The organism is Lentimicrobium sp. S6, assembly GCF_013166635.1.
Lineage (GTDB): Bacteria > Bacteroidota > Bacteroidia > Bacteroidales > UBA12170 > UBA12170.
Genome location: NZ_JABKBZ010000042.1, coordinates 34,294 through 46,951, shown reverse-complemented (window position 1 = coordinate 46,951; position 12,658 = coordinate 34,294). Strand labels below are relative to the sequence as shown.

At 36.5% G+C, this 12,658-nt stretch carries 9 protein-coding genes; 5 read left to right on the top strand and 4 right to left on the bottom strand.

Features of this window, described 5'->3' with window-relative positions:
- Window positions 1–339 precede the first annotated feature (339 nt).
- Window positions 340–1,593: an ROK family transcriptional regulator gene (locus HNS40_RS13945; RefSeq protein ID WP_172281847.1), complete on the bottom strand. Its 1,254-nt coding sequence runs from the start codon at window positions 1,591–1,593 to the stop codon at window positions 340–342.
- A 252-nt stretch (window positions 1,594–1,845) separates the two neighbouring features.
- On the opposite strand from HNS40_RS13945, the gene HNS40_RS13940 reads away from it, so the two are divergent.
- Window positions 1,846–3,204, top strand: coding sequence for an NAD-dependent succinate-semialdehyde dehydrogenase (locus HNS40_RS13940; protein ID WP_172281845.1), 1,359 nt, complete (start codon window positions 1,846–1,848; stop codon window positions 3,202–3,204).
- A gap of 152 nt (window positions 3,205–3,356) precedes the next feature.
- Here HNS40_RS13940 and HNS40_RS13935 read toward each other — a convergent pair whose 3' ends face one another.
- A complete protein-coding gene (locus tag HNS40_RS13935; RefSeq protein WP_172281843.1) occupies window positions 3,357–5,465 on the bottom strand; it encodes a M3 family metallopeptidase in 2,109 nt (702 codons plus the stop codon).
- A gap of 182 nt (window positions 5,466–5,647) precedes the next feature.
- Between HNS40_RS13935 and HNS40_RS23740 the strand changes: the two genes are divergently transcribed.
- The 4 genes from HNS40_RS23740 (at window position 5,648) to HNS40_RS22945 (ending at window position 10,770) form a co-directional block, all read left to right on the top strand.
- Window positions 5,648–6,235 (top strand): PH domain-containing protein, encoded by a 588-nt coding sequence (locus HNS40_RS23740; RefSeq protein WP_172281841.1) that lies wholly within the window; start codon window positions 5,648–5,650, stop codon window positions 6,233–6,235.
- On the top strand, window positions 6,228–7,709 hold the full coding sequence (locus HNS40_RS13925; RefSeq protein WP_172281839.1) for a PH domain-containing protein: 1,482 nt from the start codon (window positions 6,228–6,230) through the stop codon (window positions 7,707–7,709). The genes HNS40_RS23740 and HNS40_RS13925 overlap by 8 nt, the downstream gene beginning before the upstream one ends.
- A gap of 630 nt (window positions 7,710–8,339) precedes the next feature.
- Window positions 8,340–9,515, top strand: a complete 1,176-nt coding sequence (locus tag HNS40_RS13920; RefSeq protein ID WP_172281837.1) for a 4Fe-4S binding protein — start codon at window positions 8,340–8,342, stop codon at window positions 9,513–9,515.
- The gene (locus HNS40_RS22945) at window positions 9,502–10,770 is read left to right on the top strand and encodes a flavin reductase (RefSeq protein ID WP_216663708.1); all 1,269 of its coding nucleotides are present in this window, start codon (window positions 9,502–9,504) and stop codon (window positions 10,768–10,770) included. Before HNS40_RS13920 ends, HNS40_RS22945 begins: the two co-directional genes overlap by 14 nt.
- Before the next feature lie 129 nt (window positions 10,771–10,899).
- On the opposite strand, the gene HNS40_RS13905 is transcribed toward HNS40_RS22945, so the two are convergent.
- Together HNS40_RS13905 and HNS40_RS13900 are read right to left on the bottom strand one after the other, a co-directional pair.
- The gene (locus tag HNS40_RS13905) at window positions 10,900–11,862 is read right to left on the bottom strand and encodes a LiaI-LiaF-like domain-containing protein (RefSeq protein ID WP_172281835.1); all 963 of its coding nucleotides are present in this window, start codon (window positions 11,860–11,862) and stop codon (window positions 10,900–10,902) included.
- Complete coding sequence (locus tag HNS40_RS13900) at window positions 11,849–12,403, bottom strand: PspC domain-containing protein (RefSeq protein ID WP_172281833.1); 555 nt, start codon at window positions 12,401–12,403, stop codon at window positions 11,849–11,851. The genes HNS40_RS13905 and HNS40_RS13900 overlap by 14 nt, the downstream gene beginning before the upstream one ends.
- Window positions 12,404–12,658: the final 255 nt, after the last annotated feature.

The following is a 12,658-nucleotide window of genomic DNA, read 5'->3' as shown; positions in this document are numbered from 1 at the left end:
ACAGCCCAAATATCCCAGGCGACTCATTAGCTAAATTATCAAGGTATTGTACTTATGAGAAAAGGAAAAATCGATTAAATTTTGAGCAACAAATTGAAAGAGCTTTTTGCTTAAGTTAACGCTAATGCCTGAAGGGGCGCTATATGAATAGTGCGGGCGAAGCCCTTGGATATGGATACAATAAGAGTTCAGGTCGGCTACATAAAGATATAACGAAGACTATTCTGTTTGCCGACCCATAAGCATGAATTTAATTGGCTTACACCCCTTTTGTACTTTTTTTTGGAAAAATCTAGTAAAAACAAACCCAATAATTTACCAATTAAGAACAAAGAAAAATTAAAGAAACTTCATCTCCTCTACATTCTCATCAAATACCTGATTCATTACCATAGCTACAGATCCTAGTAGTTTTACTTTATCTTGAAGAAGAGAAGTCACTACTTCAGTATCTTTTTTAATATGACTGATGGTGTATTTATTCAGAGTATTTTGGATTGGATTGATGAGATATTCTTCAGCCAGTGCAACTTTACCACCTATGATAATCATTTCGGGATTGAAAATATGTACTAAACTCGCTAAGGCTTCTCCTAAGAAATTGCCCAATTTATTAATGATTTCAATGGCAAATAAGTCTCCTTTATTCACCGCCTCAATCACATCGGAAACATGAATTTCTTCCAAATCGCCATTTACTAGTTCTTTTATCAAGCTTTCCTGGCCTTTTTTAATTCCCTGCTGTGCTTGTTCTATAATGGCTCCTCCGGATGCTACTGTTTCTAAGCAACCATACTTTCCACAAGTACAAAGATTTCCATCCTTCACCACATTGATATGACCAAATTCTCCAGCCAAACCACTCTTACCGCGGTAAACAATCCCATTCAAGATCATCCCTAAACCTACTCCATCACAGATATTTAAGCATAAAACATCTTTCTTGTCTTTTGCAAAACCAAAAGCCTGTTCTCCGATAGCCATCACTCGGCTATCGCTATCGATAATGGTTGGTAATTGATAATGATTCTCAAATAATTCAACGATTGATTTACCATTGATCCTTACATCCATATAGGTTTGGCCTGTCTTGGAATTAATTAAGCCAGGAATAGAAACACCGATACCTAAGAATAAAGATCTATCAAGATTTGCCGATGCTAAAAGCTCGTCCAACCTTTTAAAAAGATCGGTGAACATTTCATTTTTATCTTTAACATTACCAAAGTAGGTGACGATTTCTGAAACGGCTTCATTATCCAGATTAAAAACACCTAATTTCACCATTCTACAATCCACATCAATACCAATGATATAGCGTGCATTAGGATTAATTCCATAGAGATTGGGTTTTCTTCCCCCGATAGATTCTCCTATCCCCATGTCTTTGATAATACCCAAATCTATCAGCTCCTGAAGTAACTTGGTAATCGTAGGCGAGCTCATCTTTGTTAAGCGAGCAATATCTGGATTTGATGTTGGCCCTAGGTGATATAAGTATTCAATGATGGCATTTTTTTGAAATATTTTCTTAAGTTCTACGTTAGATACACCATTAGTAGACACTGACTTTTCAAGTAGACTTTTATTCATTGATGGGATTTTAGCTTTTGATTTTTTCTAAAGTCGCTAAAGTAATGAAATTATTTAAGAAAGTAATTATTTTGAACATTTTCTTATTAACCAATATAGGATTTCAATATATCATTCATTAATTTGAGAGCTAAAAATCTGCTATTAAACGAATTAGAAGCCTTCAGTTTTTATTAAAAAAATCCACAAGAAACTGTAATTTTGGAAACAATTTGACCATATCTCCTTTTTTCAATTTAAAATTTTAGAAAGATGAAAAGTATTAACCCTTGCAATGGCACTTTAATAAAGGAATATCAAGAACTTAGCACAGACCAAGTAAGGCAACATATTGATAAAGTTCAAAAAGCTTGGATTTCGTGGAAAAAAACCACTTTTGAAGAGCGTTCTAAACTCATGCTTGCTTTGGCACAGGAATTGAGAAAAAACCAAGAAGAATATGCTTCTATCATTAGCTTAGAAATGGGGAAACCCATTATGGAAAGCTTGGGAGAAGTGGGAAAGTCAGCCTGGGTATGTGAGTATTACGCCAATGAAGCTGAGCAAATGTTGAAGGATGAAATACTCGAATCCGATACCAAAGAAAGCTTTGTGAGTTTTGAACCCATGGGAGTGATATTAGCGGTGATGCCTTGGAATTTCCCTTTTTGGCAAGTCTTTAGATTTGCGGCTCCAGCTTTAATGGCCGGGAATGTAGGTTTATTAAAACATGCCAGCAATGTAATGGGCTGTGCAGAAGCTATTGAAAGCTGTTTTATAAAAGCTGGATTCCCTGAGAATACTTTCAAAAATTTAGCGATTGGAAGTTCCAAAGTGGAAGCCATTATCAAAAATCCACATATTAAAGCAACTACTTTAACCGGAAGTGAATATGCGGGTAGCAAAGTGGCCGGAACATCAGGAAGTGAATTAAAAAAATCGGTTTTGGAACTGGGTGGATCTGATCCTTTTATCGTATTAGAAGATGCCAATTTGGAGGAGGCCGCTTATTGGGGTGTATTCTCTAGATTATTAAATAATGGTCAGAGTTGCATCGCCGCTAAGCGATTTATTCTTCATGAAGTTATAGCTGATCAGTTTTTAGACTTGATTCAAAAAGAGATTAAGAATTGGAAAATCGGAAACCCCATGGAGAAAGACTGCAAACTCGGCCCACTCGCCCGACCCGATTTACTCATCGACCTCGAAATACAATTAAAAGATGCTGTGGATAAAGGCGCTGAAATTATCGAAGGTGGAAAAGCCATAAGTGGACCTGGAAATTATTTTGAGCCCACCATCATCAAAAACCTGACTCCTCAGATGAACATCTATCATGAGGAAACCTTTGGCCCTGTTTTCTCCATTTATATTATAAAAAATGAGGAGGAGGCCATTATAATAGCTAATGAGAGTGCATTTGGATTAGGAGCCAGCTTGTGGACCAATGATAAAGAAAGAGGAGTGAAATTAGCCCGACGAGTGGAGAGTGGTGCGGTTTTCGTTAACGGAATGACCAAGTCCGATCCTCGTCTACCTTTCGGTGGAATAAAAAAATCTGGTTTCGGTAGAGAGCTGTCCCATTATGGCATTAAGGAATTTCTGAATATTAAGACTATCTGGGTGGGGTGAGATTGATTGCTTCTAATCAAAAACCAAACGAAAGCGGATATTCTGACCAAACCTATCTGTCCAGCTCGGTAAAAATAGAAGAAAAAAAGGAAGAAACACATCAGTGCTTCTTCCTTTTATTGATTTTACCGAATGATATCTAAAAACCTATATTACTTTGAAGATAAACCTCTACTTTTAAGTAAAGGCTCAATAACGGCTTCTCGTCCACGGAAATTGATATACATTTCCAATGGATCGACTAAACCATTAGGCTCTAAAATGTTTTCGCGGAAAGATTTTGCTGTTTCCTTATCAAATAAACTAGTTTCAACAAAAGCTTCAAAAGCATCGTTGTCTAAAACACCCGACCATAAATAACTATAATAGCCTGCAGAATATCCTCCAACAATATGAGAGAAATAAGTGGTTCGGTAACGAGGAGCTATTTCAGGTATGAGTTTTCGTTCTGCAAAGAATTCATTCTCAAAGGCTCTAACATCAATATCTTGCTCTTCAGTTAGAGAATGGTATTCCATATCGATAAGTGCAGCTGCAACAAATTCAACAGTGATAAATCCTTGATTAAAAAGGCTTGCATTTTGTATCTTCTCTACCAACTCATTGGGAATGGTCTCTCCAGTTTCGTAATGTTTAGCATATACCTTTAAAACTTCTGGATGCATTGCCCAATGTTCCATAAGTTGAGAAGGCAATTCGGTGAAATCGCGAGCCCTATAAGTTGATTGATATCTCACATTGGAAAACAATCCGTCTAAAGCATGACCAAATTCATGGAATACAGTTGTTACATCATCAATACTAAACAAAGAAGGTGCATCTCCTACTGGAGCAGGTGCATTGGTTACAAAAGTAATTACTGGAGTAATTTTTTCGCCATCAACAATTTTAAAGCTTCTATATGCACCACACCAAGCACCACCACGCTTACTTGGTCTTGCATAAAAGTCTTGGTATAAAACGCCGATATGGGTTCCATCTGCTTCTTTTACTTCATAGGCAAAAGCATCTGGATGTGGTTTTGGAATGTCTTGAATTTCGGTAAAAGTAATCCCGTATAATTGTTCAGCCACATAGAAAATAGCATTTTGCACATTCTCGCGAGAGAAATAAGGACGAATCTGGCTGTCTTCGAAAGCATATTTATCAGCGCGTACTTTTTCAGCATAATACCACCAGTCTGAAGCTTCCAATTTAAAGTTTCCGCCTTCAGCATCGATAATGGCTTGCATATCTTCGATTTCCTTTTTAGCCAATTCTAATGAAGGCCACCATAGTTGGTCTAATAAATCATAAACACGCTCGGATGTTTTAGCCATGCGTGTAGATAGAATCAAGTCGGCATGACTTTCAAAACCTAAAATCTTAGCTTTTTTCACTCTTAGGTTGGTGATTTGAGCAGAGATTGCCTTATTGTCTCTTTCGTTATCATTATCACCACGCATGGTGTAAGCCGTATAAATCTGACGCCTTAAGTCGCGGTTAGTAGCATAAGTAAGGAAAGGATACATACTTGATCTTTGGGTCGTAAACACCCACTTACCTTCTAAACCCACACGATTGGCTTCCTGTGCACCAGCAGCTTTAACACTTTCTGGCAAGCCATCTAAATCTTTTTCATCTTCAATAATAAGTTGATAGGCATTGGTCTCACCCATTAGGTTTTGACCAAACTGTACTGCCAAACTAGAAAGCTTTGTATTGATTTCGGAGAGCTTTGCTTTTTCTTCGGCAGGAAGATTAGCACCGTTTCTTACAAAACCACCGTACATATTCTCTAGCATATATAATTGATCTGGATCTAATTTTAAGCTTTCTCTTTGCTCATATACCACTTTAATACGCTCAAATAATTCTTGATTGAACCTAATCTCATTACCATGAGCCGAACGTAAAGGAGAAAGCTCCTTAGCTAAACTCTGTAATTCTGGTGTAGTATTGGCTCCATTTAAACCACCAAATACCGAACTTACTCTGCTTAAAAAAGCACCTGTTTTTGAATAAGCCACTATGGTATTCTCAAAAGTTGGTGCATCAGGATTACTCACAATAGCCTCAACTTCTGCTTTTTCCAATTTCATTCCTTCTAAAAAGGCGGGCATATAATGCTCTGCTTCAATTTTATCGAATGGAGGAACCTCAAAAGGAGTCTCGAATTCCGAAAAGAAGGGATTGTCGCTGTTGGTCGTTTGCTGTTTTTCTGTATTGCAAGAAGCTAGACCTAAGCTGACAACGAAGAATAACATGATAATTTTTTTCATAAAAATATTTTTAAAATGGCTAAATGATTTTGCGCGATAAAAATAGGTCTTTTTAAGCTTCTGTTCTTAATAAGAATAGGTTTTGTTGGTCACAGATAATATTTGCCTAAATTTACCAATCCCAACGATGATGTTATAGACATTATACTGGGAAGCAATTATATAAATGTGCCTGATGGGTGGTGGACCAAATTTTAATAAATACCATCCTCAAAATAGGTTCTAATAATCCAATGAATATGCATGCAAACGAAGAATTCTCAAATCAAGTGATATTACCAGATCTACTCGCTCCAATAGAAGTTCAAGAATTTGAAGCTCTGGAAAAGAAGTATAAACTTATCAACCAAATAGGCGCTGCCATTATATTATTTATAGCACTGACTATCTTTTTCCTGAGTATCCAATTCTCAACTGGTGATATCCCAATCTTAGTATCAATGGGCATACCTTCTGTCTTTGTATTGATATTTATTTTGAGATTTGTCCTCGTCATTCTCGGTTTTCCCAAAAAAGGATATTTGCTTCGAGAACAAGATATATCATTCCGTAGAGGACTTCTGATTTACAAACTAACCACCATTCCATTTAATCGAATACAACATGTAGAAGTGAGTCAGAATATGATGGAAAAGAGCTTTGGTTTGTCGAGGGTTAAAGTATTTACAGCTGGAGGTAGTGTGAGCGATCTTTCTATCCCTGGGCTATTGCCAGATAAAGCCCTTCAAATAGAATCCTTTCTCTTATCAAAAGTAAACCAGCATGACTAAGCCTGATTTAACAAAACCCACTCGACAAGAACCTCGAGGATTTTTAGCGGTTTTCGCTTTTGAACTTCAAGCTAAATTACGAGCCTACTGGCCTATGCTCATCCTTATCTTTGCTCAGAAGCATCGACTACCAGAATCTATAACTATTCCTATGGTCATAGGGATTATTATCCTATTAATACTTGTTCACTCCATTCTTTTTTACCTGAATTTCTACTTTTTTATTGATGAGAATCAGTTTATTCTTAAAAAAGGATACCTCCGCAAGAAAGTACTTTCTATACCATTGGATCGTATACAGAGCGTGAACACAAATCAGAATCTCTTACAGCGGCTACTAAATGTACATTCCCTTGAGGTAGAAACCGCAGGCTCAGTAGGAAAAGAATTAAAGATATATTCCTTAAGTGGAGCTTATACCGAGCATTTAACTGAATTCTTGCAATCACATAAGGAAAAAGCAAATGAAAAAGATTCTGAATCCATTTCTAATGACAATGAAGAAAAAGAAATTCTAAAACTAAGTCCCTTAGATTTATTGCGAATAGGCATCAGCCAAAACCATCTGAAAACAGGATTAATTATTCTTGTTTTTACTTCTCAAATAGTAGATCAGATTCAAGATTTATTCAAAGAAGAAACCGATGCTTATTCTGATTCTTTTCAAAGCATTATAGCGAACTCAAGTATCTTGTTTTTTGCTGGATTAACTATTATTGCTCTACTCGCCTCCGTCCTCGCTACACTTCTATACACCGTCATCAAATATTACGATTTTAGATTGGTCAAGCATCAAGAAAGTTATAAAATTACTACTGGTTTAATTGATAAGCGTAAGGTTTTACTTCCATTCAATAAAATACAGCAACTCAACTGGGAAACCGGCCCCATAAAAAAGATATTTGGTATTTTTAGAATTAGCTTTAAACAAGCGGTAAGTAAACAGACCAAGCAAAAACAAGTGGCTGATGCTCCCGGTTGTCTTGAGCATCATATTTCAAGTATTAGAGGTGAATTATTTAAGGATGATTTGCCTGACCATAGCGAAAAGATTTATTCACATCCCAGATACTTTAATTTGCTATGGCTTCAAAGAGGAGTAATTCCTGCCATAGCCCCAAGCGTATTCTATTTTCATGAACCTTTATTGCTCATTGCTGGAGTTGCATGGTTAATTATATCTGGGCTATACTGCCGGATGATGGTCAGGAAAAGCTATTTTCAGTTTAATAAAACGCAATTGATTGTGGGCAAAGGAGCCATTAATACCGAGTGGCAACAAGCAGAATCTTTTAAAACACAATCTGTTGATTTCAGGCAATCCTTCTTTCAAAAAAGAAGGGGCTTGGCCACCTTAAGGGTAAATAATGCTTCAGGACAAATGAATATCCCCTATATTTCCGAAGATATGGCACATCAACTGATGAACTATCTTCTTTATCATGTGGAGACTTCTCGGGAAAAATGGATGTAATACCAATTGTATTATTATTGAGCCTTTTGTGAAATATGAAATTTCAATAACTTGTTCTGAAATTGTGTCGGATTTAATGCCGATAAGCCATCCCGATTTTTTGGGACAGAATTAAAGAGGTTTCATAAGAAATTCGAAATAAAGCCTGTCTGCTGCCAAGGCTGGCTTGCCTAACTGCCAGGTAGACTCATTTCAATTCATTATAGGGATAAATAAAACCAGTTCGGATAAAAACTCAATGCTTAAGAAAGCAATAAAAGAAAAATTTGATGGCATAACTATCTTATTTATAACGATCATATCGTAAATCTGCTCTAGCTTGGAGTAAGAGGATACACTATCCTTCAATCGTAATAAACTATTGTATGAATGTCCAATTTCAATGCCCAGAAGAAATTGCATTCCATCGTCTATTAAAAGTACTTATCTAATTTCGAAGTGGAATGACCTCATCTGGTGAGCCTATAAGGAAGCTGGATTTTTCGTGTAGAAATGCTTCTTTTTGAGCTTTTTATTGCTAAATAAAAAAGCGATTTTGATTAATTAAAAACCCCCATAACTTGTAAGGTATCCCAGAGATATTCGATTACCTTTGCTTTTTTTTACAAATATCAGATAAGGCATATCTAAATGAGAATATCAAAATATCAACTTTCAGAGACCATATATCTTTACACGCTTGTGCTTATTCTCCTTGCAGCTATAGCCTATAGTGGTGGCCGAAGGCATCTTTTCACTAAATCAAATATAGAGGTCGTTGTTACCTTAGAATCGGTACAAAACATCTTCCCAGAGGCAAATTCTTTTCTAAAATCCAATAGTAATATAATAGAAGTTAGGTCAGGAGAAATAGAGATAGGAAAAGCATTGGTTTCTTCTGATTATGTGACAGATAATATAGGTTATGGAGGGCTCGTGCCGATACTCATAGGTCTTGATGATAAATATAATGTAAAGGGGATAAGCTTGCTAAATAGCGGAGAGACGGTTGATTATTTAGCCTATGTTACTCGTGGTGACTTTTTACAACAATGGAATAATTTATCGCTTCGTGAGGTGAAAGAGCAAAGTGTAGATGGGGCTACTGGTGCTACAATGAGCAGCAATGCTATTATTAAAGGAATGAAAGGAACAGCGGCAGTATTTTATAATTCGCCAATAGATAGTTGGGAAAAACAGCCAATTTTAAGCACGATAAAAGATGTGTTATTTTTGGTTGTTGTCTTGCTATCGCTAGCGTTTGCATTTGGAAAGGCTCATAAGAAACTACGCCCTTACTATTTGGTTTTGGTAGTTATAGTGGTTGGAATTGTACTGAACAAAACCCTTTCGATATTTTTATTATACAGTTGGTTATTAAACGGAATTCCGTGGGTGCTTAACTGGCAATCGGTAATGCTATTTGTTTTAGCCATAGGCATATCATTTTTAGGAAAGCGAAAGTATTATTGCAACTACCTCTGCCCAATGGGAGCATTGCAAGAATTGGTAAATAAGGTTTCGCCATTTAAAAAAAAGATATTGCCAAAATCGTGGAAAAACTTATCGATAAGAGAGGCGTATCTATTCTTTATTGCAGCTATACTATTGTTTGGTTTTTCACCTCAATTAAATCATTTTGAACCTTTTATGATGTTTTCGTTCAGAATAGCAAGCTATGGTTTCTTTATAGCTGGAGGTTTAATTGTTATTTTATCTCTTTTCTTTAACAAACCTTATTGCACAGTCTGCCCAACAGGATGTTTCATGGATACTATTTCATATAAAAAACAAGCTCTTAAAAATACAGAAGATGGAAAAAAGTAAAATTTTAAATATTGGCTTAGCTTTTATCGTATTGGTATTGGTTGTTATGTTAACGCAAAAAGAAGAAACGACGCGTTTGATATCGTTGCCTGCACAGTTAACTTCAGGTTTTGCGGAGAATGATTCGACTGTAAATAATTTTGAAAAAAAATCGTTGGGCATAATATCCGCCTTGTATCCTAAACCAGCATTAGTTATTGGATCATATGATCAGGATGGGAAGCCTAATATGATGACTGCAGCATGGGTGAGTATTGCCAATTCGCAGCCGCTTAGCATTGCTGTATCTATGCGTCCAGCTACCTATTCATATCACAACCTTACCAATAAGAAGTTTTTTACGGTGAATATTCCAACTGAAGAATTAACAAAATATGTTTCTTATGTAGGGAAATATTCAGGAAAGGATATGGATAAGTTCAAAGAAACTGGGCTTACACCTGTAAGAGGAGAATTTGTTGATGCACCCTATATTAAAGAATTTCCTATAGTGATTGAGTGTGAACTAACGGAATATCATGATTTGGGCTCTCATAGACAATTCATAGGAAAAGTAATTGATGTAAAGGCTGACAAAGCTGTATTGGGGGCAAATGGTACTATTGATATGAATCTGCTAAAACCAATTATCTATGCCAATGGCGGCTATTATGGAGCAGGTAATTTTATAGGTATGCAGAGTGATATGTTTGAGCAGGTGGACGGGAAACCTTTTATTCCGTCAGTAAAAAGGACATATGCCAACGAAACATTGAAGACCATTCATAATAGAAAAAGTGTTAGACACTTTACTAATGACACTGTCTCTAAAGCCCAGTTGGAGCTTCTAGTAAGAGCGGGCATGGCTGCTCCTTCAGCAGTCAATCGTCAATCGTGGGCTTTTTATGTCGTTACAGACAAAGCCACACTAAAGAGACTCAGTGAGAAATTGCCCTATGGTAAAATGTTAGCACAGGCCCAAGCAGCTATTGTAGTATGTGGTGATATGGACAAAGCAGGCAAGCTCAAAGACAAAGACTATTGGGTGCATGATTGTGCTGCAGCATCAGAAAACATCCTATTGGCAGCAGAGAGTATTGGCCTAGGAGCTGTATGGACAGCAGCATTTCCCTATGATGATAGAACAATAGCAGTGGTAAAAGAGCTGAATCTACCCGAGAATCACATTCCCCTCAATGTCATTCCCATAGGTTATCCAACAGGAGAAGACCAAGCAAAAGACAAGTGGAAATTAGAAAATCTAATTTGGAAATAACACCCAAAAAACATCCAAATTGCCGATATAAACTATTTTGACTAAACCCTAAAAAAAAAGAGCCAATACACCACAAAGGTGAATCTGCTCTTTTCCATTATCTCCTATTAGCATCTTAGGCTAAGGGTTTTACTTTGAATATCTACCTACTTTTAATTTTGAAATAGCAGCATCGATATCTATTCTTACTTTTTGCTCGCTTGCTTCATAGTTTGAAGTCACATAATCACCATTCCCATTTTTTTGGAAGTTATCTAATTCCATATCTACTAAAAAGGATTCTGATTCTATCAAGCAACCTGCTTCTTGTGGAATATCGACTCTTATGGAAGCTGCACCTGCATCTATCTTGATAAAGGTATCTTCTTGTAGATCTCCAATTTTTACTTTTATTGCAGAGGCTCCACCATCGATATCCAATTTGCTCACTCTAAATTTTCTGAAATCGGCTCTAAAATCTGCTGCTCCAATATCTAAGTCTAAATCCCATTCTACTTTTGGGTTTAATTTAATAGAGGCTCTATTTCTATTGGTGCCATTTCTTATCACGCCATCCTCTAAGTCGATATTAATTTCAGCGGTATTCCCGTTCATTACCATATTGCTGGTATATGGGCCAATATTGCTATAGGCATCAAAGTCTATGATGTGATCATCCGTAGCTTCATCTATTCTAAATTTTCCAGCAGCTATGTCCATATTCAGCTTGGCATTAGTGATATTGGAGGTTGAATCTTCGTCGAATTTGAAATTGTAATAAGTATCATCATCGTCATCATAATCCTCGTCATCATCATTTCCATAATTCATATGAACATTTTTATCGAATTTATTGATGATGTGATCTTGCCACCAAAATGTTTTATCACTTGTAGAAGCATAAACCAAAGCAAATACCGCAATCAACAATCCCCCAACTGTTTTATACATCGGTTTCATTGGTAAAATACTAATTCCCCACAACACTAATAAAAGAGGCCATAGTCCAACTAAAGCAGAGAAACTAAAGTTGATTAAATCCATGTTATCTAGAATAAAGAGTCCGCCAACGGCTACTAAAAGGACTCCCCAAAATATATTACGATTTTCCATCTTGATCAGTTTCTTGTTTCTTATTATTATAATTCACTTTAATGATAGCCAATCCAGCAATAATTAAAGCTGCAGGCCATAGGTATTCCCAGCTCAGCCAAGGAAAGAAATCATCAGCTAGAAAGAACATTCCTATCATTATCAATAGGGCGCCTCCAATTAGGTTTCCATTTTTCCTTCTTTTTAGCACTTCTGGGTCCAGAGACTTACTTTTATCTTTTGCACCAAAAAAGTCTTCTTTAGCTCCCTTAGATTCAGCACCAAAAGGCTCTGCTTTGGGTTCTTGAGCATTGTCATTTGCTTCTGTTTTTTCATTGGCACTTGTGGATTTGTTTTCGAAAAAATCGTAATCGATTTCCGCCTTGGGAATGAATATCCACATTAGAAGATATATTAAAACACCGCCACCTCCTGTAAAGGTCAATACGATAAATAATATCCTGAAAATCACCGGGTCGGTTCCGAAATACTCTCCCAAACCTCCGGAAACGCCTCCTATAACTGAGTCTTTTAGACTTCTCCTTAATTTCTTTGTTTCCATGTTGTTTAATTTTGTCTTTTTGACGGCATTTTTAAATAGAGGTTACAGTATTAGGTGATTAGAATTGAATTTTTAGTCTGATGGCTGTGTTTTCTGGTATTTCGTGGATATATAATGATTTCTGAAACCCCAATTAAACCTTGAATTCATAAACTTGGAACATTCGCTAGTTCCACGCAAATATATACCCAAAGGCCGCATAAGAAAATAGAGTAAATTGAATCTTGAGCCCCACCTAAAGTTTACCTGGCTAGT

What these genes read in the sequence shown, in the direction of transcription:
- HNS40_RS13945 (WP_172281847.1), bottom strand. Translation starts at nt 1,593, where the DNA reads ATGAATAAAAGTCTACTTGAAAAGTCAGTGTCTACTAATGGTGTATCT.
- HNS40_RS13940 (WP_172281845.1), top strand. Translation starts at nt 1,846, where the DNA reads ATGAAAAGTATTAACCCTTGCAATGGCACTTTAATAAAGGAATATCAA.
- HNS40_RS13935 (WP_172281843.1), bottom strand. Translation starts at nt 5,465, where the DNA reads ATGAAAAAAATTATCATGTTATTCTTCGTTGTCAGCTTAGGTCTAGCT.
- HNS40_RS13925 (WP_172281839.1), top strand. Translation starts at nt 6,228, where the DNA reads ATGACTAAGCCTGATTTAACAAAACCCACTCGACAAGAACCTCGAGGA.
- HNS40_RS13920 (WP_172281837.1), top strand. Translation starts at nt 8,340, where the DNA reads ATGAGAATATCAAAATATCAACTTTCAGAGACCATATATCTTTACACG.
- HNS40_RS22945 (WP_216663708.1), top strand. Translation starts at nt 9,502, where the DNA reads ATGGAAAAAAGTAAAATTTTAAATATTGGCTTAGCTTTTATCGTATTG.
- HNS40_RS13905 (WP_172281835.1), bottom strand. Translation starts at nt 11,862, where the DNA reads ATGGAAAATCGTAATATATTTTGGGGAGTCCTTTTAGTAGCCGTTGGC.
- HNS40_RS13900 (WP_172281833.1), bottom strand. Translation starts at nt 12,403, where the DNA reads ATGGAAACAAAGAAATTAAGGAGAAGTCTAAAAGACTCAGTTATAGGA.